We start from the raw sequence: 21,165 nt of genomic DNA, 5'->3' as shown, positions 1-21,165 counted from the left end.
AAAAGGTGCGATCTTGCAGCACCATTTTTATTAAATCAAGCAAACAAAACGGCTAATCATGTTGATTTTCAGTATTGTATCAACCGTATTGCTTACCTGTACGGTTTTGTCATTGTGGCAAGGCAAAAGTTCCTTTAGAAAGGGATAAGCCACTAGTAACCAAAACTCAACTCACTTTTTTAAACCCAAATGGCTTTGTTTGGGTTTAAATATCAGTTTTTGCCGAAATGACAGATGTAAAAGATGCTTTTTTACCTACCGAAAGTGGAGCTTTTAGGGTTTATAGCTATGCTTTTGATGACCCCAACAACCCACATATCGCACTAGTCACTAATGATGGTTTGGATAATACTTTGCCAGTCTGGTTGCGTATTCACTCTGAATGTCTTACCGGAGACGTGTTTGGCTCCCTAAGGTGTGATTGTGGTTTTCAACTTCGCAAAAGTCTTGATCTCATTCAGCGATTTGGGGGAATGTTGATTTACTTAAGACAAGAAGGAAGAGGAATAGGGCTGCACAATAAGATTGGTGCTTATGCCTTGCAGGATGAAGGATATGATACCATTGAAGCCAATCACAAATTAGGTTTTGATTCTGATTTAAGAAATTATGATCCGGCAGTTAAAATTCTTAAAGAATGGAAGATTAACCGTGTGAGGTTAATATCCAATAATCCGTTAAAAAAAACGTACCTGGAGTCAAATGGGATTGAGATTAGCGAGTTATTTCCAATGATCAAACCTCTGGATAATTATAATGAAGCTTACTTAAGGACGAAACGAGAGAAAATGGGACATCATTTACCACAGGAATAACATGGATAGAGAAACACTTTCACAAGCATTTCTTGGACTAGTCAAGATAATGGATGAATTAAGAGAAGGATGTCCCTGGGATAAGAAACAAACCATTCAAAGTCTAAGAAGTCTCACCATTGAAGAAACTTATGAGTTGGCAGATGAGATTATCAAAGTGGATTTTAACGGAATTAAGGAAGAGTTGGGAGATGTATTGTTACACATCATTTTTTATGCACGAATAGGTTCTGAAGGAAATCATTTTAACCTCCAGGATGTGATTGAGGGAGTTTCTGCTAAATTGATACACAGACATCCCCATATATATGGTGATACTAAAGTGGAAAATGAGGAGGAGGTCAAGAAAAATTGGGAAAAATTAAAACAACAAGAAAAAAAAACAGGTCTTTTAGCTGGCGTGCCCAGGTCTCTCCCTGCTATGATCAAAGCACTAAGACTTCAGGAAAAAACAGCTCAGGTAGGTTTTGAATGGGATAATATAGGTCAGGTTAAAGCTAAGGTGGAAGAAGAAATGATTGAGTTGCAGACGAATATTCAAAATAATTGCACTCAGGGAGAAATTGAGGATGAATATGGTGATCTGCTTTTTGCTCTAATCAATTATGCACGGTTTCTTAAAATTGACCCTGAAACTGCACTTGAAAAAACCAATCGTAAATTTATTCGACGGTTTGAGTATATTGAACGTATTGCTCAAAAGCCACTTTCAGATATGAGTTTAGACGAGATGGATCTATTGTGGGAGGAGGCGAAAGGCATGGAATAACACGGCAGGAAAGAATATTGAAACTTAAGCTTTAGGTTCAGAAGGTCATTTACTGGAAATAGTTTTTACATGAATTTTACCCGGTTTTTATATAAAATCTCTTGGGATTTTATTTTCATCCTGTCTAAAAATTTTCTCATTATCAAATATTTATCTATATTTGCCCCGCTAAAACTGATCTTCGGGATCACATTTGGTAACTAATACATACTTTTACAATGAGTGCTTATTTAACTAAAGAAAAAACAGAGGAAATTTTTAATCAGTATGGTGGTTCAGCCACTAATACCGGTTCAAGTGAAGGCCAGATTGCCTTGTTTACTTTCAGAATTCAGGCTTTGTCGGACCACCTCAGGACTAACAGAAAGGACTTTTCCTGCAAAAGAACCTTGTTAAACCTGGTAAGTAAAAGAAAAAAACTCCTCAACTATCTTCACAGCAACGATCTGGAGAGATACAGAAAGATCCTCGACCAATTAGGCCTAAGAAAATAATACAATCTATTGTTTTTCAATAGTTTGTATTGTGTTTTAATCTGCTGAAGGCTTTCCTTTTTCTATTTTAATGAGCGTCACTGGTGCGAGTGATTGAATAAATTATATTAAAGACAATTATCATGGGATTACAAATTCCTTTTTCTACGTCCTTTAATTTACCTGATGGAAGGGTAGTTACTCTTGAGACGGGAAAACTAGGGACTCAGGCTGATGGTTCAGCTGTGGTACGTTGCGGAGATACAATACTTTTTGCAAGTGTAGTTTCTGCTAAAGAACCTAGAGAAAATCAACCATTTTTCCCACTTTCTGTGGATTACCAGGAGAAATTTGCCGCAGCCGGCCGAATTCCAGGTAACTTTTTTCGCAGGGAAACAAAATTAAATGACTACGAAATCCTCATTTCGAGATTGGTAGATCGTCCTATCCGTCCTTTGTTTCCCGATGGATACATGAATGAAACTCAAATTATCATTACTCTGCTTTCCGGAGAAAAGGACACTTTGCCGGATGTGTTTGCAGCGCTAGCAGCTTCTACTGCACTCGTTTGTTCAAATATTAACTGGGACGGGCCGATCTCCTCTGTAAGAGTGGCAAAGATTAACGGGGAATTTGTAATTAACCCGGCAAAAAGTGCACTTGTGGACGCTGAGTTGGACATTATCGTTGCCGCCACAGAGAAAAACCTGATGATGGTGGAGGGAGAAGCTAATGAATGTGCCGAACATGATATGATAGAGGCTATAAAGATTGGCCACGAAGCAATTAAATTACAATGCAAGGCACAGTTAGAATTGGCAGCCCAGCTGGGCGCAAAGGTTTCGGTTAAACGAGAACTCACACCAAAAGCAGAAGATCCTGAATTGAAAGCAGCTATGGAAGCAGCGCTTACTGATTCAATAAATAAAGTTGCCTCTTCATCATTGGATAAGTCCAGTCGAAAAGAAGCTTTCGATAAAATTTTTAAGGATTACAAAGAAGCTCTTTTAGCTGAAAAAGGAGAAGAGTACATGACCGAAAAAAAATTATTTGTAGAGTACTATTTTGACAAGATTAAGAAAAGTCTGGTCCGTAAAATGGTGTTAGAGAGTGGGAAACGATTAGACGGCAGAACAAGTACCCAAGTAAGACCTATTTGGTCAGAAATCGATTGTTTGCCTGCTCCTCATGGAGCCTCAATATTTAACAGGGGAGAGACACAATCTTTAACTACCGTTACTCTTGGTACCAAGGATGATGAAATGATGGTAGACACTGCTTTAGAACTTTATGATGAAAAATTCTTCCTTCATTATAATTTTCCACCTTTTTCTGTAGGTGAAGCAAAACCAATGCGAGGTCCTGGTAGACGGGAGGTTGGACATGCAAACCTCGCAGGACGCTCTTTACGCAAAGTGATGCCTAAAGATTTTCCTTATACTGTAAGAATAGTCTCTGATATTTTGGAGTCCAATGGATCATCTTCCATGGCAACTGTATGTGCAGGCTCACTTGCTTTAATGGATGCAGGAGTTCCTATCAAGGCAGCAGCCTCAGGAATTGCAATGGGCATGATTGCGGAAGATGGAAAATTTGCCATCTTATCAGATATTCTCGGCGATGAAGACGCTTTGGGGGATATGGATTTTAAAATAACTGGTACCCGCAAAGGCATATGTGGTACCCAGATGGATATGAAAATTGACGGGCTGTCCTATGAATTGTTGGAGCAAGCATTGCTACAGGCCAAAGAGGGCAGAATTCATATTTTGGATAAAATGGATGAGACCATTTCAGCACCGAAATCTGATTTCAAACCTCACGCTCCTCGAATTGTAGAAATGATCATAGAGAAGAGTTTTATAGGACCGGTTATTGGACCTGGAGGAAAAATCATTCAGGAAATGCAAGCCAAAACTGGCACTAAGATCAATATCGAAGAGGTGGGAGACAAGGGGGTTATAAATATTGCCAGCAATAATAAAGAAGCGATCGAAGCTGCAGTAGCCATGATCAGGGCAATAACTTTCGTGCCTCAGGTAGGGGATGTTTTTGATGCAAAAGTGGTAACCATAATGCCTTTTGGTGCATTTGTTGACTTTTATGGTAAAAGCGGATTAGTGCACATCAGTGAAATTACGCATGCCAGATTGGAAAAAGTGGAAGATGCACTTAAAGTTGGAGATGCCATCAAAGTTAAGTTGATTGGGACTGATCCTAAAACTGGAAAATTGCGCTTATCCCGAAAGGTTTTGTACAATAAAGATGGAAGCCTAATTGAAGCTGCCAATTAAATCTGATTTTATTTTTTTATTTCCAAAGTTTTTTAACACTGAAACTTTTTAGTGGCTTTGTCGCTTATATATCTGTAAGCCAATATTTCCTATGCGTCAACTAAAAATTTCTCAGAAAATAACAAATCGTGAAAGCGAAGCTTTGGAAAAATATTTAACTGAAGTTTCCAGACTTGATGTCCTTTCACCCGAAGAGGAGGTTGAATTAGCCAAACGGATAAAATTAGGTGATCAGGAAGCATTAGATAAAATGGTAACTTCAAATTTACGTTTTGTGGTTTCTGTGGCCAAACAATACCAAAACAATGGCCTTTCTTTGAATGACTTGATCAATGAAGGCAATGTAGGTTTGCTCAAGGCAGCAAAAAGGTTTGATGAGACGAAAGGATTTAAATTCATAACCTATGCCGTATGGTGGATACGTCAATCCATCTTACAAGCTATTGTAGAGAATAGCCGGATGATTCGACTTCCTTACAATAAAGTTAGCCTTGTAAAGCAAATTAATACCGCACACCAGGAATTTCTCCAGAATAATGAAAGAGAGCCTAGTGCAGCTGAGTTGGGTGAAATTTTAGATATGGATGCAGTTGCAGTTGAGAGCATTTTAGCCTCAGGTGGTAGGCATAGCTCTTTGGATGAACCTATGGGAGGAGATAGTGAAAATTTAGCACTTCTTGACCTGCTTGTAGATGAGAATCAAGAAAGCCCGGATCTAAATCTTTTAAATGAGTCTTTAAAGAATGATCTTAAATCAGCCATGAGCAATTTAGCGCCAAGAGAAAGGGAAGTTATAACTGCAATTTTTGGACTGGATGGGGGAGGTAGCAAAACCCTGGAGGAGGTTTCAAGGCTTTACAATATGTCCATAGAACGCATCAGACAAGTAAGAGAACACGCATTTCGAAGATTAAAGAGGAATTTTAGTAGGTCAAGTTATAAACATTTTAACTAGTTTTTAATTATTTGTAGGACTAGTTTTTATCATATGTAAAAAAGATATAACTTTGGCCACATGACGGTAAGAAATCAAATTAGACTAATTGTATACCGAATGCATGAAAAAGGATTAGAAATCCTTTTGCTGCAACAAAATCCCACTCAAAATCAAGTTAATTTTGTTGAGGGCCAATACCATCTGGATCATCATACTCTTTCTCAATTGGATTCAATCATTCAATTTCAATCTGAAGATCCGGATGGTAAAAACATTCATAATGTGGCAATAGAAGGGGATTATCATGACATTCCCAGGATCCGAAGCCTAATCAGCCAGGACATTAATAAAGTTAAGGGAAAGATTAAAGATCTTATTCCGGATCTGAGTTCCGGAGTTTATTTAGCTTCCAAAGAGGCTTTTAAGAAAGTGCTTCCACATGAATATGCTGCTTTAAAAGAGCTTAAGGATATTATCCTTGACCGGAATTTGGTTAGAAATATTTAAGACTTTTAAATTTATGACTTTACCCGAAAAAGTCTGTCTCGGCAGTACTGACTATGTTTTTAAAAATCAACGCTCTCTTTATCATGGCAAGGTTCGGGATGTTTATGACCTTGGAGATGAGTTGTTAATGATCACCACAGATAGAATTTCTGCATTTGATTGCATTTTACCGAGGCCAATTCCTTATAAGGGGCAGGTGCTTAATCAGATTGCATGTTATTTCTTAGATGCGGTAAGAGACATTTGTCCAGTTTGGTTGAAATCAAGTCCTGATCCAAATGTCTCAATTGGAATTAAATGTAATCCCGTGCCTATAGAGTTAGTGGTGAGAGGTTATTTAGCTGGACATGCCTGGCGTACATATAAAACTGGTCAAAGACAAATTTGTGGGGTAACGATGCCTGATGGGTTGAACGAATCTGATAGATTTTCCAACCCTTTGGTTACACCAACCACAAAAGCTTCGGCAGGGCATGATGAAGATATTTCCTATGAAGAGATTCTGGAAAGGAAAATACTGACAAAAAATGAGCTGGACAAAATTTATAAGATTAGCATACAGCTGTTCCAAAGGGGGCAGGAATTAGCCAACAAACAAGGATTGATCCTGGTGGATACCAAATATGAATTTGGGTATCACGATCATGATTTAGTCTTGATGGATGAGATACACACCCCTGACAGTTCAAGATACTTTTTATCCGAAGGCTATTTGGAGAGACAATTAAATGGAGAACCACAGATTCAATTGTCCAAAGAATTTGTCCGGGAATGGCTGATGGATCATGGTTTTCAAGGGAAGGAAGGGCAACTTATGCCACATATGCCAGATGCATTTGTATGGGAAATATCCAGAAGGTATGTTGATTTGTATGAAAAAATTACAGGCAAACAATTTGAGAAACCGGTTTTGGAAGATGTAAATGCTCGAATTAAAAGAAATCTCATCAATCTTTTAGACTAATCGTAATCCTCAATAAGTAAATTCATTTTTAAATTTTTTAATTCTGAGAGATCATGGAGCTGATTGTTTTTGGTACAGATAACAAGACCGTTATCAATGATTTCCATGCCCTCTTTTTTGTATTGTAATTTAAACAATGCTTTAGCAAAGTGGTAATAGCAGCCTGTGTAATCCGGGTCATTAATGGATAGTTCTTTATAGAATTTTACAGCACTCTGGTAATCGTTAAGTGTTTCATATTCCTTTGCAATGGCAAATAAGAGGAAACTGCTTTTTGGGTCTTTCTTAAGTAATTGATTCAAAGTGTCTAACCTATTCATATTTTTTGGAAATGTATCACAAATTAAACACATATCTTTGTTACTCTAATTTTATCTGATGAATCTTTTAGTTTGTATTAGTAAAACACCCGATACCACTTCCAAAATCAGTTTTGATGCCAGTGGAACTCGTTTAGTTGAAGATGGTGTTCAATTTATTATGAACCCTTATGATGAGTGGTATGCTTTAGTGAGGGCTTTAGAATTGAAAGAAAAGTTTGGCGGCCAGGTAGATGTTGTTCATGTTGGTACCTCAAGTTCTGAAATGATTTTAAGAAAAGCGCTTGCAATTGGTGCAGATGCTGCTTTTAGGATAGACAAAGAACCCCTTGATTCAATGGATACGGCAACTCAGCTTGCTGCCTATGCAGGTCCTAAGAATTACGACATTATTTTTCTAGGTAAAGAGACTATTGACCACAACGGTTCTGAAATGGGGGCTTTGCTTGCGGCCATGCTTAATCTTCCTTTTTTGTCCTATGCTAATCACTTAGAACTGGAAGGAAATACTGCTACGCTTCAAGTTGAAATCGAAGGAGGGGTTGAGGTGCTTAAAGTTAACCTTCCATTTATTCTTTCTGCAGCAAAAGGTTTGGCAGAACAGCGAATCCCAAATATGAAGGGAATCATGGATGCTAAAAAGAAGCCATTGGAAGTAATTACCCCTGTTTCTTCTGTGCAAAAAGTGAGTGTTAGTCGGTTTGAGCAGCCTCCTGTTAAAACTTCAGTCCGAATGATAGACCCATCCAATATGGATGAATTGGTATCGATTTTAAAAAATGATTTAAAAATTATTTAATCCATAATATGATCTTAGTCTTTATAGAACACAATGATTATCAACCAAAAAAAAGCAGCCTTGAGGCCTTAAATTTTGCCCAAACCATCTCTTCATATAATTCCGGAGAGGTAAAGGCAATTTATTTTGGAACCCAAGAACTTACAATAAATTTAGGGGTTTTTGGTGTTAAAGAAGTTTATCAAATTACCGGTGCGGCAAATTGTGGAAGTGATCAAATTTCGAATGCACTATCTGAGGCAATTGTGAAATTGGAACCAAATTATTTTCTTTTAAGTCATTCCAGTATGGGTAAGACTGTTGCAGGCCAAATTGCTGTGAAAAGTGGTAGAGGCTTAATCTCAGGAGCTGTAGGGGTTATAAAAGAGGAAAAACTTTTGTTCAAAAAAACAGTTTTTTCCGGAAAAGCTTTTGCTTTTTATGGATTCAATCAAGATGGGGGAATTGTCACCGTTGTGCCCAACAGTATTTCAGCAGATCCCACCACTAATGAAGTTTCATCAACACTACCTATAAATATTATTTTATCGGAATCTAAAATAACTACAGTTGAGAAAAAATTAGTTAAAGGAAAAACACCATTGACTGAAGCAGCAATTGTAGTTTCTGCAGGAAGGGGAATGAAAGATCCATCCAACTGGAATATGATTGAAGAGCTTGCTGATTTGCTTGGCGCAACAACTGCCTGTAGCAGACCTGTTGCGGATGTAGGGTGGAGGCCCCACCATGAACATGTTGGGCAAACTGGAATAGCCATCAGACCAAATGTTTATATTGCTATTGGTATTTCTGGGGCCATTCAACATTTGGCCGGGGTAAACAATTCTCGAAACATTATCGTTATTAATAAGGACCCGGAAGCACCTTTTTTTAAGGCTGCAGACTATGGAATCTGTGGAGATCTTTTTGAGGTGGTTCCAAAACTTAATGAAGCCATAAGGAAGGCAAAAACTGCATAATTAAAAATACTTTTTCATAAATTAACTAAGGAACATGGGGGCTGATCAAATGCGTAAAATAGAGCTTGAAATCATCGCATTGTCACACAGTGTGACGCAGACCCAGAATTATGCTGTGGTGTTGGGAGAAGTGGAAGGAAATAGAAGGCTTCCAATTGTTATTGGTGGTTTTGAAGCTCAGGCTATTGCAGTTGTATTAGAGCGAATGAATCCAAACCGACCTTTAACACATGATCTATTCAAGAACGCGTTGTCCTCTTTCGGTGTCGAAATAAGAGAAATTATCATCAACGATCTCGTGGAAGGAATTTTCTTTTCGAAATTAATTTGTGAAAAGGATGAGGAAAGTATAGAAATCGATTCTCGCACTTCTGATGCTTTAGCGATGGCTGTAAGATTTAATTGTCCTATTTACACCTATGAGTTTATAATGGAAAGTGCTGGGGTTATTCTTGAAGATGTTGAAGATCAAGTAAAAATTGGCGGTTCAACAAAACAAGGTAGATCAGAGGCTAGTTTTGAAAAATTCTCCACAGAAGAATTAAATAAAATGTTGCAACAAGTACTTGCAGACGAAGATTACGAAAAGGCTGCAAAGATTAGGGATGAGATCAATAAAAGGAAATGATTTTTCAACATTGAATTCACCCTTTTTTTTAATTTATTTTGCACAATAGAAATTATACCCCCTTTTTCTTTTCCGAAGCTTTTTTAGATAATTTTATTGTAATTTTTCTCTCGCTATTCTCCAATTTGCTTTTTAATTTGGACAATTGTTGTTTAGTATTTATCTGATTTTGAAAAAATCCAATAATTTTTACGACACTTTTTTTGAGTTTATTTTTAATCAGTTCTAAGTCTTTTTTTTTTAACACTAATTTTAATTTCATTTTAATGAGATGTATTTTGTGTCTAAGGGAATATCACAAGTAAAAAATCACACTATGAATGAATGGATTTTGATGGCTAAGCCAGTAATGAACGGCAGGTCATTTTGTGCATGGAACTTGCATTCTATATGCATTTGGCTGCGAATGCCAACTAAAACTTATTTGACGGTAATTTGAATTGGGATAGAAATTCAAGAGTTTAAAACGGAATTATTCAAAAAGTTGACTAAAATTGTTTGAATGTAATTTTATTCAAAGTTTCACAAACCTCCTGAACCATGGATTCAGAAATATCCAAATGTGTCACCAGCCGGATTGAACGTTTTCCGAACCCTGTACAATTTATTTCATGATCACGCATTGTCTTTATAAATAGATCAGTAGAAATGTGTTCCGCAAGATCGAAGATGATTATATTTGTTTGTACGGGTATAACCTTACTGATATAACTCTGTTTTAAAAGCGTTTCTTCTATTTTTTTTGCATGAACGTGATCTGTAACTAATTTTTCCAGATGATGATCTAATGCATAAATTCCTGCGGCAGCCAATATACCAACCTGTCTCATCCCGCCACCCATTGCTTTTCTTATCCGCCGACATTCTTCAATGAAAGGCTTGTTCCCAATAAGCACAGAACCAATTGGAGCGCCAAGACCTTTCGAAAGACATATTGAAATGGAATCCACCAATGGACCTATCTGATTTGGAGTAGTTTTGGAAGCAATCATAGCATTAAAAATACGCGCCCCATCCAAATGAAGACTTAGGCCATTTTTTCTGCAAGTGCGAGATACATCTTTAAGTTGTTCCAGACTATATGCTTGTCCGCCTGCTCTGTTTACGGTATTTTCTATAACCACTAATTTGGTTCTGGGCAACCAATCAAACTTTGCCTTAATATTTTCTTCAATCATGTTCCCGTTCAGGATGCCGTTTTCTCCATGCAAAATATTTACTGCGATTTGACTGTGAAAAGCATAACCACCTACTTCAAACTGAAAAACATGGGAATGTATATCACAGAGCATTTCATCCAAGGGTTTTGTGTGTGCTTTGATCGCAATTTGATTCGCCATGGTTCCGGATGGGCAAAACAATCCAGATTCGAGTCCAAACATCCCTGAGAGTTTTTCTTCCAACTTTATGACCGTGGGGTCTTCTCTAAATACATCATCGCCAACTTCTGCCTCTAACATAGCCTTCAGCATGGAGGAAGTTGGTTTAGTAACTGTGTCACTTATCAAATTGATTCTATAGTTCATGATAATTTTATGGCATTATTTAAAAATATTGTAGAAATCAGTCAACTTTGTTGCATTGTTATTGACCAAAAATCAAATGCAAAATATGAATAAAGTGGTAAATGGACCAGATGATGCGATCAGCGATATAAAAAGTGGAATGACGTTGATGCTAGGAGGCTTTGGATTGTGTGGAATTCCAGAAAATTGTATTGCAGCTTTGGTGCGGAAGAAAATCGATAAATTGATCTGTATCTCGAATAATGCGGGTGTAGATGATTTTGGACTTGGCTTACTCCTACAACAAAGGCAGATCAAAAAGATGATATCTTCTTACGTAGGAGAGAACGACGAATTTGAACGACAAATGCTTTCAGGTGAACTTGAGGTAGATTTAATTCCTCAAGGTAGTCTTGCAGAACGTTGTAGGGCAGGAGGAGCAGGAATTCCTGCTTTTTTTACACCGGCGGGGTACGGAACAGAGATCGCTAAAGGTAAGGAAGTCAGAATTTACAACGGAAAACCGCATATTTTAGAAACTGCACTAACAGCGGATTTTGCAATTGTGAAGGCCTGGAAAGGTGATACATTTGGCAATTTAATCTATAAAGGAACTGCTCGCAATTTTAATCCGATGATGGCGATGGCAGGAAAAATAACTATTGCAGAGGTAGAAGAATTAGTGGAGCCCGGATCCCTAGATCCTAACATGATACATACTCCTGGAATCTTTGTTCAAAGGATTTTTCAAGGAAGTGGTTACGAAAAGCGAATTGAACAAAGAACTGTTCGGTCAAAATCATAAATGGACAAATTATGCTTGATAAAATAGGTATAGCTAAGAGAATAGCTCAGGAATTGAGAGATGGTTGGTATGTGAACCTGGGTATTGGAATTCCAACTTTAGTTGCAAATTATATTCCAAGTGGTATTCACGTTGAGTTTCAATCTGAAAATGGGATTTTAGGTATGGGCCCTTTTCCTTTCGAAGGGGAGGAAGATCCTGATATGATCAATGCAGGAAAACAGACTGTGACACTTAAGCCTGGAGCTAGTTTGTTTGATTCAGCAACCTCCTTTGCCATGATCAGAGGACAACATGTGCAATTGACTGTATTGGGCGCTATGGAAGTGTCCGAAACAGGAGATATTGCCAACTGGAAAATTCCAGGTAAAATGGTAAAAGGAATGGGTGGGGCAATGGATCTCGTAGCCTCTGCAGATAATATCATTGTGGCTATGATGCATGTTAATAAAGCTGGGGAATCCAAATTGTTGAAACAATGTACACTGCCATTAACTGGTGTAGGATGTGTAAAAAAGATTGTAACCGAACTTGCCGTAATAGATGTTACCTCTGAAGGTTTTAAGTTGATTGAACGCGCACCTGGAGTCAGTGTTGAACATATTATCGAGTCCACAGAAGGTAGGCTAATAGTAGAAGGAGATATTCCCGAAATGAGATTTTGAACAATTTTGCTTTATTTAGATTTAATTTTAAAATTTCAATAGAGTTGTGTATTTGGAATTCTACAATTAAATCGTTTTTAAATTTTATTTCTCACCGTATAAAATGCTGCCATTCATTGTTGTTTCAATTTTTTAGCAGTATATTGTGGGCTGTAAAATTGTTCAAAATATGCCAAGCAATCCATGTCTTAAAGGCGATCTCACTCCCTATGTACCAAGAGCTGAAAAACCCTGGAATGAAAGACGAATACATCATTTGTATAACAAATTATGCAATGGGGCACCCATTAATCTGATTAAGGCAGCAAAAGCCAATAAGCCAGGTGTAATCATAGACTATTTGCTCCAAACAGCTAAGGATCATCCCTTGCCTGGAGAAAAAAGATCTGGCGTCAGTACAATAGATTACACTTACCAATGGGCCACGGAGAATACTTTTAATTCGGATGGGACAGTCACCTACTATAAGTTTTTAGAATTGGTGCAAATGTGGTTTAATGGGATGATTCGCGAAGGCGTAAGACATAAACTTGTGCTTTTTTGGTCAAATCATTTCGTGACAGGCGCAGAAAATTATGGATATTATCCTACATGGGTTTTTCAGTATTATTATGCCTTACATAAAAATGCTTTAGGTAATTTTAAAACCTTTGTGGAAGACATGGGAAGAAATCCAGCCATGCTCCATTACCTCGATGGGCGATTGAATACAAAAAATGCGCCCAATGAAAACTATGCTCGTGAACTCATGGAATTGTTTACCATGGGTGAAGGTAATTATTCAGAGAAAGATGTTGCTGAAGTCGCTCGCGCTCTGACCGGATGGTATCTATACGCTTATCGTAACAATACATCTTACATAGAGCCTAATATTTATGGTCAGTTTTTCTTTGATAAAAACAGGCATGATTTTGGGAACAAGCGAGTGTTGGGGCGTAGTTTTACACCTTCTACCACAACGGATGGAAATCCAGATTATAAATTTGTACACGATACAATTTTTGATGTCAAGAAAAATGAGATAGCCAGGTTTATCTGTACAAAGATTTATCGTTTTTACATGTATCAATTTCCGCCCGAGGAAATTATTACTGGTCTGGCTCAGGTCTTTATGCAAAAATGGGACATCATGGAAGTGCTGAAAACTCTATTTAAGAGTGAGCATTTTTTTGAGGAGGAAAATATGGGTGTTGTCATTAAGAGTAATATTGATAATATCATACATTTCTATCGTTCCTTGGATTTAAAAATAGACGAAGATTATTTCTTATACGATTGGCAGCGAAAGACTGACCCGATCAATAACTTAAACAGGGATGCAATGGGGGCGATATACAACCAAACAGCAAACCTGGGACAAACTTTGTTTAATCCTATTAATGTGGCCGGTTGGCAGGGATATAGATCTTGGTTGAGTGAATTTGTTTTGGTAAATCGATGGCGTTACAATCGAGATCACATTGATTATTATTTGCCTTATGATTCTACTAAATTAAAGTATAGAGAATTTTTGAAAGTGCTTTCCGAAAATTCTAAAGATCCTGATTTAATAGTACGAAAAGTTATAGAGTATTTCTTCACTTTAGACATTCCTGAAGAAATTGTACAAAATGCTATTGCAGTATTTAAATCCGGGGTGCCAAGCAACTACTTTGTAGATGGTACCTGGAGTTTGGATCTAACAGATGTGCCAAGGCAATTTGCTAATTTGATGAAATACCTAATCACCTTACCAGAATACCAATTATTATAAGCTTCAAAAGAATTATCTATGTCTCACGATAAAATAAATAAAAAGCCTTCAGAATTCACCCCGGATCTCGGGTTGGCTCATAATGAAGAACACATCTTGTGGAACAGAAGGCAATTTCTAATGACTGGCGGTCTAGCAGGATTAGGTACCATGTTGCTGGGTGGATTATCAGTTAGTCCTCTAATGGCAGGGGGTTTGAATGCTGCCATAGCACCTGGTGATGAGAATATTCTTGTGATGATTAAGATGTTCGGTGGGAATGATGGACTGAACATGATCGTACCTTATTCCACTTCAGCCGGAAAAGACGAGTATTTAAAATTAAGACCTACAATTGGTCTTAAACATGGTACGGATTATAATGATCAGCACCTTCTTTCTGGATTTGGTGAAACACAATTTGCTTTGCCTTCCACAATGTCAGGACTTATGCCTTTATGGAATGAAGGAAAAATGGCTGTCTTGCATAATGTAGGTTACCCGGACCAAAATTATTCCCATTTTACCTCAATTGAATTGTGGTCCACTGCAGCAGATGATACGCATGACAAGCGTATAAACTCAGGTATTATGGGCCGCTATCTAGATCAGGATTTCCCTTCCTTTTCTGAGACTCCTCCAACAGTGCCTCCTGCTTTGAGAATTGGTTATAGTACAGACAGAATTTTTACTTCGCCGGGAAATCAACAAATGGAATTGGTTTTTAATGATCCAAATGAGTTTTATCGCCTTGCTGCATTTGGAAAACTATATGAAACTGAAGGATTTGGCGAATGTCCTCAGGGTGAAGAAAGAGCCTTTTTGCGACAATTGACGAACAACTCACTTCGATATTCCCAAACTGTTACCACTGCATACAATAAGACATCCAACAAAGTAGCCTATCCCAAAAACACTACCAGTAGGCTAGCTGAGCAGTTAGCAATCATTGCTCGGTTAATAAAGGGTAGACTTGGTACAAGAATTTTTCTTGTAAATATAGATGGCTTTGATACACATACTGTGCAAAAAGATTATCATATGAGATTGTTGGGTGATGTGGCAAACTCTGTGAAAGCATTTTATGACGACCTGAAGGCTGACAATGCACAAAGTAATGTAACCACCATGACATATTCAGAATTTGGACGTACCATTAGAGAAAACGGGTCAATGGGTACTGATCATGGTAATCTTTCTCCATTGATGATGTTTGGTGATGGAGTTAAAGGTGGGTTTAAAGGAAATCCTATAGATCTAAACGATAAAGTTTTAAAAAATGGGGATACGGTGGTTTATTATGAGACACAAAAAGCAACAGACTACCGGCATATGTTTTCTACAGTATTAAAAGACTGGTTATGCTTGGATGGTGAGCTTGTAGATTATACCATGGGTAAACCATATCAGGGCATGGATTTATTTAACTCACCTTGTGGAGCTACAAAAGGATCAAATTTTAATACGATTTTGTTAGGCCATAATCCAAATCCGACAAATAATAGAATTACTGACATTAAGTTCTCTATTCAGATACCAAGTGAAGTAAAAGTTTATATTAAATCATTAAATGGAATGACACTTGCAAAATTGTTTGACAATTTTGCACCTAAAGGTTCCTACACCATTCCTTGCGATCCCTTAAAGTGGAAAATTCCACCCGGGGAATATGTCTATCAGCTTAATGCTGGCGGAAAGTCTTTTTTGAGAAGATTTGTAATTGTTTAATTCAATTCCAATTGAAACATATGAAACGAAATATTTTCTTTCTTTTGGTTGTTCTGGCTTTTCCTGTTTATAGTCAGAATCTTGTTAGTGTGGAGAATTTTAGCAGTTGTTCATTACCTCAAGGGTGGATCTTTAAGTCCATTGTTGGTAATTATAACTTCAATATTCAGGAAAATAAACAAATGGTTATACCTGACGGGCGCTGTATGGTGAGTTACGACCAAACTGATCGTTTGGATATCAGCAGAAGAAAATTTCAACTGATAAGTCCTTCTTTTAAGATAGGTGGATTTGATCGATATTATGTGGTTTTTGATATGCAGTATTATAAACCTGTTGCTTCGTCACTTAATCTTTATATGAATACAGGTAGTGGAAATGTGCTGATAAGGACTTTTCCTACTGAATTCAGAGATTATACTTCTGTAGGTACTGTACTAAATATTCCATCTACTGCGAATACGGTGAGTTTTACGATGGATTATGAATCAACAGTGAATGATTTTGGAACTAAAATAGCAATAGATAATTTCATTCTTAGTCCTGATAACAATGATTGTAATCGGTCTATTACACTAAAGTCTAATGATGCTTGCATTCCGGGTCATATAGCAGCTAACTTTTCTCAACAACCAGTCACAGTGAGTTGCAGTGGAGATTATACAAACGCAGTATGGTATAAATATGTGGCTGATTTCACCGGGTTATTAGAGATTTCCGGAACTTCATCATACAACAATGTTTTGAGTGTGTTTGAAGGAACCTGCAACGCATTGCAAGCAATCAGTTGTACCAATAAAGATGAATTTGGATTTGAAGGGGAACTTTTGGAATTAAATGTCAATTCCGGAAAGACATATTATTTAAGATTTAGTCGAAAAATAAATGATTTTGGCGCAGAAACCGGAACCCATTGTGTTTCACTCAAACCAATACCCAATTCTAAACCTAAGCCTGCCCATGATTTATGCAACGACAAAATTGTAGTTCTGGTTAATGGAACTTGTGTTCAGGCTAGTAATTTGAATGCCAGAACAGAAACCACCTTGCCTTCTTTAAATCTTCGATCACGAGCAGATGTTTGGTATAGCTTCGTTGCAGTGTCAAATCAAGTACATGAGATTGTAAGCAAAGCAAATTTTGCCGAGGTTATTTCTGTTTATAAAGGAAGTTGCAATTCTTTGCAAGAAGTAGCAGTAGAAGATTTGGGGAATACACTAAGTTTTACACCCAAGGCCGGGACAGAATATTTTGTTCAAATTTCCGGTTATTTTGCGACAATAGAAGGACAGCTGTGCCTGGAGGTAAAAGAAAAAATAAGCACTAAACCACAAAATGATTTGTGTGCAACTGCGACCGCGATTGATTTGAATAAAAACTGCAACAATATCCTCTTTGAAAACAACAATTTGAGTGCAGTTAAACCATCTTGTGTTGTGTATTCGGCTCCCGATGTGTGGTATAAGTTTGTTGCTCCCTCTGAAAAGTCTGTCGCTTTGCGTATCGACGCACAGTTTGTTTATCATTGGGCTGTTTACGGAGGAACGTGCTCAGCGTTGATTGAACGGGAATGTGGACAAGCTCCTGATCCTTGTAATGGTTTTATACGTGTGGCAGACTTAACGCCAGGTCAAACCTATTATTTACAAATTATTGCCGCTACACATCCTTTGAAACCAGGTGAAGGAAATTTATGTGTGAGAATCGATGAATTGAGTAAAACTGAAGCTTTTGATAAACTAAATCTTAATTTAAGTCTTGATTGTTTACATGGTGTATTAGGAAAAGTGATCTATGATGTACAAGGAGGAAGTGGATCCTATTTATATACCGGACCTGATGCTACAGATATTTTTTATCCTGGCCAAAAAGTGGAAGCCTTTGTAGAAGATGCCAAAGGTTGTAGGGATTTTGCCTCATTGGAGGTTACTTGTAAATCTCCATCCCGATGTAAGAATTCCTCACTTGACATTGATTTGTTGACAACATGTTTAAAAGACAGTATTGGTCGCCAGACGGGTGAAGTGATGTTAAGTATAAACGGAAAAGGAGGAAGTGGGGCCTACTATTTTTATGGCACAGCCAATGGAAGTACTTTAAAACATGGGGATGTTTATAAAATTATTGTGATTGATTCAGATTCCTGTTATGTTATCGAAGAGGGTAAAATATATTGCCCACCTTTTGATTGTAGCCAATCCGCTTTGAAAATTAATTTAACTTATGATTGCATTGATACATTATTGAAAGCAAAGTTGAACGTTGACGTTAGCGGTCATCTGGGCAATTATTTCCTTGAAGGAAATAAATCGGACGATTTACTCGATCAGGGACAATCATTTCGTGTAAAAGTTATGGATGATGCCGGTTGTAGTCAGGATTTAAAAGGAACAATAAATTGCAATTTTGATTCATGTGCATATTCAAGGCCGTCTCTTAATGTAAGTTACATTTGTCTGCGTGATGAATTCAATCGCACAAATGGAAAAGCAATGTTATTGGTCGATGGAAATTCAAAAGCGGGAGGAATTAAATATATAGGCAACCAGCCCGGAGATACTTTAGAGCATTTGCAAAACTATACTGTAGAATTATTAGACGCCTTTGGGTGTGGATTGGTGAAATCTGGCATTGTGGATTGTGTGCCTCTTTCAACTTATGAATCCAGCAATGACATCAAATTAATGCTTCAACCAAATCCAACAAGTGGAGAGGTGATTTTAAGTTTTTATGCTGTAGGGCAACAGAATACAGCTGATCTTCAAATTTTAAATATTTCGGGTCAAGTCTTGAAGTCGCAAAAAATTGGTATTCATTCTGGGGTTAATCATCTGCTTGTTGATCTGGTTTCTTATAATCCTTCACTATATTTGATAAAGGTTGGAAATAAAGACTTCAATGGAGTGGTTAAAGTAATTAAGATATAGTAAGAGCAGATTTTACATTGTAATTCCATATTATTTTAATCGATTTGTAAAATTCTTATGCTCTTGTTTTACTTGCACGTGTAATATTATTGTTCATACTTAATATCTTTGCAGCTCAATTTGACAACAGGTAGATTTGTCTTGTAAATAATGTAAAAGCATGGAAGTTAAAGACAGTAATGGCAATATTCTCGCCGATGGGGATTCTGTAACACTTACAAAAGATCTAAAAGTAAGAGGGTCATCCCAAGTTATTAAAAGAGGAACAAAAGTTAAAAATATCAGATTAACAGAAGATCCAGATGAAGTGGATTGCAAGATCAACGGATCTAGTATTGTGCTCCGGACAGAATTTTTAAAGAAGGCATAGTTAGTAGCTTTTTAATTTATTTTTTCTTCCTTCTATAAATTACTGGATTTTTGATTAATCTATTCTGCTTATGTAAGCCAGGCCTGAAGCGTTATATTTGATGGTATATTGACTTGGAATAGCAATTCTTATTCCCTAAATTGGATTGAGGCAAAGATTCGAAAAATTGCTCTACCCGACAGAAAAAATCTTACAAGTAAGGATCGGTCAAAGCACTGCACATGCCAGCCGGCTTAATTGTGCTGGACAATAAGTGAAGGGATACAATTTTTTAGAAAAGTCCCTTTATGTTTCCGTTTATATCAATATCAATTAACTCAGCTGCCGGAGTATCTGGAAGACCTGGCATACGCATCATTTCTCCTGTTATTGGAACCACAAATCCAGCACCTGCAGCCAATTCAATTTCCCTAACCGTAAGTGTAAAATCTCTAGGACGACCAATTAAATCCGGATTGTCCGATAAAGATTTTTGGGTTTTCGCCATACATACCGGTAAACTTCCAAATCCTAGAGAATTAATTCTTTTGATGTCCGCTTTAGCATCTCCTGAATATTCTACCCGCCCAGCACCGTAAACTTTTGTTGCAATGGCCTCAATTTTATCCTCCAATTTCCAATCCCACTCATAAACGGGGATAAAAGGTGTATTCCAATGGTCTGCTTTTTCTGCGACTTTTGTGGCGAGCTCTATTGCGCCATTTCCACCCTTAGCCCACACCTCTGAGAAAACAGCTTCCGCTCCCAAAGCTTCACATTTATTCTTAATTACAGCCAACTCTTCATCACTATCCTTGTCAAACCTATTTATGGCAACAACTACAGGCAGACCAAAAGATTTTGCGTTTTCCAGATGCTTTTCAAGGTTTGCGCAACCTTTTTCAACTGCCTTAGGGTTAACTTCTCCCAATGTTTTAAGAGACTGTCCTCCATGATATTTAAGTGCTCTCACAGTAGCTACAATTACTACTGCGTTAGGGGATAGTCCAGCTGTGCGGCATTTAATATCCAGGAACTTTTCAGCGCCAAGATCAAAGCCAAATCCAGCTTCAGTAACTACATAATCTGAAAGCGACATACCCATTTTTGTGGCAATAATGGTATTTGTTCCCTGGGCGATATTTGCAAATGGGCCGCCATGTATAATTGCCGGGTTTCCTTCAATGGTTTGCACAAGATTGGGTTTTATGGCATCTTTAAGTAAAGCTGCCATGGCCCCTTCTGCTTTTAGATCTTTGGCGAAAATAGGTTTTCTGTCCAGTGTTGTGCCAATGAAGATATTTCCCATTCTTCGCTTTAGGTCTTCAGGGTCTTTAGAGAGGCAAAGAATTGCCATAATCTCAGAAGCAGCTGTTATGTCGAATCCTGTTTCTCTTGGGATACCATTACCGGTTCCACCCAGGCCAATGGTGATTTTACGGAGTGATCGATCATTCATGTCCATCACCCGTTTCCAGGCAATTGTACGAGGATCAATTCCCAAACTGAATTTTTTATTTTGTATGTTGTTGTCTATTAAAGCAGCGAGTAGGTTGTGTGCTTTCTCAACTGCGGAAAAGTCTCCGGTAAAATGTAAGTTAATATCCTCCATTGGAAGTACTTGGGACCAACCTCCTCCGGTAGCACCACCCTTTATGCCAAAGACAGGTCCCAGAGAAGGTTCTCTCAATACTACAGTTGTCTTTTTACCGATTTTGTTAAGACCTTCGGCAAGACCTATGGAAGTTGTGGTTTTACCTTCACCAGCTGGAGTAGGGGAGATGGCAGATACCAGAATTAATTTGCATTGTTTTACTCTGTCCTCATTGATTAAATCGAGCGGTAACTTGGCCTTAAATTTTCCGTACAGCTGTAAATCATCCTCATGTATACCCAGTTTTTGGGCTATTTTGTTGATATGCTGAGGAGTAATGGATTGCGCAATTTCTATATCTGAGTTCATAAATTTGTTTGTTTGTAATTAGTCCC

At 37.6% G+C, this 21,165-nt stretch carries 20 protein-coding genes; 16 read left to right on the top strand and 4 right to left on the bottom strand.

Annotated features, from left to right (window positions below; translation table 11 throughout):
- Positions 1 to 227: 227 nt before the first annotated feature.
- From ribA to IPJ83_12330, 7 genes are all read left to right on the top strand, one after another.
- Entirely contained in the window at positions 228 to 815 is a 588-nt protein-coding gene (gene ribA / locus IPJ83_12360; protein MBK7881339.1) for a GTP cyclohydrolase II, read from the top strand.
- A gap of 1 nt (position 816) precedes the next feature.
- Positions 817 to 1,584, top strand: a complete 768-nt coding sequence (gene mazG / locus IPJ83_12355; GenBank protein ID MBK7881338.1) for a nucleoside triphosphate pyrophosphohydrolase — start codon at positions 817 to 819, stop codon at positions 1,582 to 1,584.
- Positions 1,585 to 1,802: 218 nt separating this feature from the next.
- Entirely contained in the window at positions 1,803 to 2,078 is a 276-nt protein-coding gene (rpsO, locus tag IPJ83_12350) for a 30S ribosomal protein S15 (protein ID MBK7881337.1), read from the top strand.
- Positions 2,079 to 2,200: 122 nt separating this feature from the next.
- Positions 2,201 to 4,351: a polyribonucleotide nucleotidyltransferase gene (pnp, locus tag IPJ83_12345; GenBank protein ID MBK7881336.1), complete on the top strand. Its 2,151-nt coding sequence runs from the start codon at positions 2,201 to 2,203 to the stop codon at positions 4,349 to 4,351.
- Positions 4,352 to 4,442: 91 nt separating this feature from the next.
- Positions 4,443 to 5,306, top strand: coding sequence for an RNA polymerase sigma factor RpoD/SigA (locus IPJ83_12340; GenBank protein ID MBK7881335.1), 864 nt, complete (start codon positions 4,443 to 4,445; stop codon positions 5,304 to 5,306).
- Between the two features lie 60 nt (positions 5,307 to 5,366).
- The gene (locus tag IPJ83_12335) at positions 5,367 to 5,795 is read left to right on the top strand and encodes a hypothetical protein (protein MBK7881334.1); all 429 of its coding nucleotides are present in this window, start codon (positions 5,367 to 5,369) and stop codon (positions 5,793 to 5,795) included.
- A gap of 13 nt (positions 5,796 to 5,808) precedes the next feature.
- Positions 5,809 to 6,759, top strand: coding sequence for a phosphoribosylaminoimidazolesuccinocarboxamide synthase (locus IPJ83_12330; GenBank protein MBK7881333.1), 951 nt, complete (start codon positions 5,809 to 5,811; stop codon positions 6,757 to 6,759).
- Here IPJ83_12330 and IPJ83_12325 read toward each other — a convergent pair.
- On the bottom strand, positions 6,756 to 7,079 hold the full coding sequence (locus IPJ83_12325) for a hypothetical protein (protein ID MBK7881332.1): 324 nt from the start codon (positions 7,077 to 7,079) through the stop codon (positions 6,756 to 6,758). The genes IPJ83_12330 and IPJ83_12325 overlap by 4 nt on opposite strands.
- Before the next feature lie 58 nt (positions 7,080 to 7,137).
- Between IPJ83_12325 and IPJ83_12320 the strand changes: the two genes are divergently transcribed.
- From IPJ83_12320 to IPJ83_12310, 3 genes are read left to right on the top strand one after another with little or no spacing between them, the layout of a single operon-like run.
- The gene (locus tag IPJ83_12320) at positions 7,138 to 7,878 is read left to right on the top strand and encodes an electron transfer flavoprotein subunit beta/FixA family protein (protein ID MBK7881331.1); all 741 of its coding nucleotides are present in this window, start codon (positions 7,138 to 7,140) and stop codon (positions 7,876 to 7,878) included.
- Positions 7,879 to 7,886: 8 nt separating this feature from the next.
- Positions 7,887 to 8,837: an electron transfer flavoprotein subunit alpha/FixB family protein gene (locus IPJ83_12315; GenBank protein MBK7881330.1), complete on the top strand. Its 951-nt coding sequence runs from the start codon at positions 7,887 to 7,889 to the stop codon at positions 8,835 to 8,837.
- Positions 8,838 to 8,886: 49 nt separating this feature from the next.
- Positions 8,887 to 9,465 (top strand): bifunctional nuclease family protein, encoded by a 579-nt coding sequence (locus IPJ83_12310; protein MBK7881329.1) that lies wholly within the window; start codon positions 8,887 to 8,889, stop codon positions 9,463 to 9,465.
- A gap of 52 nt (positions 9,466 to 9,517) precedes the next feature.
- On the opposite strand, the gene IPJ83_12305 is transcribed toward IPJ83_12310, so the two are convergent.
- On the bottom strand, positions 9,518 to 9,727 hold the full coding sequence (locus IPJ83_12305; GenBank protein ID MBK7881328.1) for a hypothetical protein: 210 nt from the start codon (positions 9,725 to 9,727) through the stop codon (positions 9,518 to 9,520).
- Positions 9,728 to 9,953: 226 nt separating this feature from the next.
- On the bottom strand, positions 9,954 to 10,991 hold the full coding sequence (locus IPJ83_12300; GenBank protein MBK7881327.1) for an aminotransferase class I/II-fold pyridoxal phosphate-dependent enzyme: 1,038 nt from the start codon (positions 10,989 to 10,991) through the stop codon (positions 9,954 to 9,956).
- Positions 10,992 to 11,076: 85 nt separating this feature from the next.
- Between IPJ83_12300 and IPJ83_12295 the strand changes: the two genes are divergently transcribed.
- From IPJ83_12295 to IPJ83_12270, 6 genes are all read left to right on the top strand, one after another.
- Complete coding sequence (locus tag IPJ83_12295) at positions 11,077 to 11,775, top strand: CoA transferase subunit A (protein MBK7881326.1); 699 nt, start codon at positions 11,077 to 11,079, stop codon at positions 11,773 to 11,775.
- 11 nt (positions 11,776 to 11,786) lie between these two features.
- The gene (locus IPJ83_12290; protein MBK7881325.1) at positions 11,787 to 12,440 is read left to right on the top strand and encodes a CoA transferase subunit B; all 654 of its coding nucleotides are present in this window, start codon (positions 11,787 to 11,789) and stop codon (positions 12,438 to 12,440) included.
- A gap of 169 nt (positions 12,441 to 12,609) precedes the next feature.
- Positions 12,610 to 14,193, top strand: a complete 1,584-nt coding sequence (locus tag IPJ83_12285) for a DUF1800 domain-containing protein (protein MBK7881324.1) — start codon at positions 12,610 to 12,612, stop codon at positions 14,191 to 14,193.
- Between the two features lie 18 nt (positions 14,194 to 14,211).
- Positions 14,212 to 15,900 carry a DUF1501 domain-containing protein gene (locus tag IPJ83_12280; protein ID MBK7881323.1) on the top strand — a complete coding sequence of 563 codons (1,689 nt, stop codon included), beginning with the start codon at positions 14,212 to 14,214 and terminating at the stop codon, positions 15,898 to 15,900.
- 20 nt (positions 15,901 to 15,920) lie between these two features.
- Positions 15,921 to 18,827, top strand: a complete 2,907-nt coding sequence (locus IPJ83_12275) for a T9SS type A sorting domain-containing protein (protein ID MBK7881322.1) — start codon at positions 15,921 to 15,923, stop codon at positions 18,825 to 18,827.
- A 160-nt stretch (positions 18,828 to 18,987) separates the two neighbouring features.
- Positions 18,988 to 19,197: an alkylphosphonate utilization protein gene (locus tag IPJ83_12270; GenBank protein MBK7881321.1), complete on the top strand. Its 210-nt coding sequence runs from the start codon at positions 18,988 to 18,990 to the stop codon at positions 19,195 to 19,197.
- Positions 19,198 to 19,468: 271 nt separating this feature from the next.
- On the opposite strand, the gene IPJ83_12265 is transcribed toward IPJ83_12270, so the two are convergent.
- A complete protein-coding gene (locus IPJ83_12265) occupies positions 19,469 to 21,139 on the bottom strand; it encodes a formate--tetrahydrofolate ligase (GenBank protein MBK7881320.1) in 1,671 nt (556 codons plus the stop codon).
- Between the last annotated feature and the right edge of the window lie 26 nt (positions 21,140 to 21,165).

Source organism: Candidatus Vicinibacter proximus, from assembly GCA_016713905.1.
Lineage (GTDB): Bacteria > Bacteroidota > Bacteroidia > Chitinophagales > Saprospiraceae > Vicinibacter > Vicinibacter proximus.
The sequence above is the reverse complement of the archived record's forward strand: the minus strand, read 5'-3'. Positions and strand labels throughout refer to the sequence as shown.